This window comes from Paenibacillus sp. P4_A7 (assembly GCF_056402455.1).
Genome location: NZ_JBFUHJ010000680.1, coordinates 1 through 2,084, shown reverse-complemented (window position 1 = coordinate 2,084; position 2,084 = coordinate 1). Strand labels below are relative to the sequence as shown.

Annotated in this window: 2 protein-coding genes; both read left to right on the top strand. The window is 45.3% G+C overall.

What is annotated here, in order from left to right; all coding sequences use genetic code 11:
• Nucleotides 1–1,095, top strand: a 1,095-nt coding sequence (locus AC1DWN_RS32860) for a HEAT repeat domain-containing protein (protein ID WP_477563036.1), incomplete at its 5' end; no start/stop codon positions are given.
• Between the two features lie 24 nt (nt 1,096–1,119).
• The coding region (locus AC1DWN_RS32855) for an ATP-binding protein (RefSeq protein ID WP_477563035.1) at nt 1,120–2,084 on the top strand (965 nt) is incomplete at its 3' end.

Genomic DNA, 2,084 nt, shown 5'->3' with positions numbered 1-2,084 from the left:
GCTATACAAGGCTCTGTTGATGTACGGGCTGCTGCGATTGAACTACTTGGGCAATATCCAGAACAAGAGCAGTTCCTGCTAGAGCAGGCCGATGACAAGAAAAAAGAACTTCGCCGTGCAGCACTGTCCGCTTTATCCAAGCTAGGCTCGAATAAAGCACAGGATCGTCTTTATCAAGCTTTGACATCCAAAGACTACGAACTGGCGGTACAGCCGGTTAGGCTGTGCGGGTCAGAGGCATTATTCCATCGTGTCATTCGTCAAACGGAAGATGTTCTTACTGAGGTAGTTGCAGGTAAGGAGAATGTTGAACAGGAGCAGCATCTCCTTTCATATTTATCATGTTTGGAAGACGATACATCAAATGAACTCTTTTTATTATTGCAAAAGATCCTTACCATTCCTGCTGCAAAAACAGCTAAGCTGGACCGGTTGCAAGATATGTCGGCGCAAATGCTTCTAAATCTGGATGATCCAGAGGCATACGCCTTTACTGTTGGGCTTCAGCAGGCATACAATCGAAGATTCCTTTCCTACAGTTTTCGAGCTGCAGTACATAGCCTGCCACCGGATGAGGTATACGAGCGGTACGCTCCCGAGCTTAGCAATAAACGGACTTCTTCTGCTAAGGAACTACTGCGCACAATGAATATGATTACAGTAAATATCACGGATCAGATAATTGGTCATTCCGCAAAAGAAACCTGGGACCCGAGATGGGTTCATTTGATGATAAAGCTAGATGAGAATGAGCTTGTAACCCGTTTTGCCTTTCATCCCGATCCAGCAGTCATATCATATCTTACGAAGCAGTGTGCAGATCATCCGAAATTTCAAGATTATGTTACTGTCGATATGTTGCTGGCGCTCTACCACCTTAAGGATGAACATGTGTCAGAAATGCTGATGGATATTTTGGAGAGTGATAAGACAGGTCACTTGTACTATTTGAACCAATCACAAACGATGCTTCTATCCAAATTGTCACTCGTTTATGTAGAAAGACTGAGACAGTTTGCAGAAACATTGAGATACGAGAGCGTCAAACAGCAAGTATTGGATATTGTTGATCAAGCAGCAGCACAACCATCCTAATTGAACCTGAAAGGAACACTGATTATGACAAAAAATAATGAACAAAATGTGTTAAGACTACCTTCAGAAAAATTGTACAGTGCTGAGCTAGAAGCGCTAAAAAATAGCGACAAAGACGCAACGCCTGCCGGTTGGCAGCTTTCGCCAAAAGCTGTTCTTACTTACATAACTGGAGGTAAGGCAGGCGATACGGAAATAACACCTAAATATATAGGGAATAAAAGATTGGTCGAGATAGCGATAGCTACTCTGCTGACCGATAGGGCTCTATTGCTCATAGGTGAACCGGGAACAGCCAAATCCTGGCTATCAGAGAATTTAACTGCTGCTATCCATGGAGATTCTTCTAAGGTGATACAAGGAACGGCCGGTACGACAGAAGAACAAATTCGCTATTCGTGGAATTACGCCATGTTGCTCGCGCAAGGCCCATCGGATCAAGCTCTAATTAAGAGTCCGATTTTTCGAGCTATGGAGCAAGGAGGCATCGCCCGCTTTGAAGAAATATCTCGATGTGCTTCTGAAGTGCAGGATGCGTTGATATCCATTTTATCCGAAAAGACAGTGTCAATTCCTGAACTTGGCCGGGAGATGCCTGCCGCACGAGGATTTTCAATCATTGCCACAGCAAATACGCGCGACCGCGGAGTGAATGAAATGTCTGCAGCACTTAAACGACGTTTCAATATTATCGTACTGCCAGCGCCAGCGGACATGGAAACAGAAGTGGATATCGTTCGCAAGCGTGTAGCTGAAATATCCACAAATTATTCATTACCCGCTTCCCTTCCAGATGATGATGTAATCCGAAAGGTTGTCACTATCTTCCRTGAGCTCCGCAGCGGCATGACCGTGGACGGCAAGGAAAAGGTGAAATCGACAAGCAGTGTCATTTCAACGGCAGAAGCGATTTCACTGCTTACCGGAAGTATGGCGCTGGCTGCGAGCTTCGGCAGCGGAACCATTCAGGAGGAAGATATTGCGGCAGG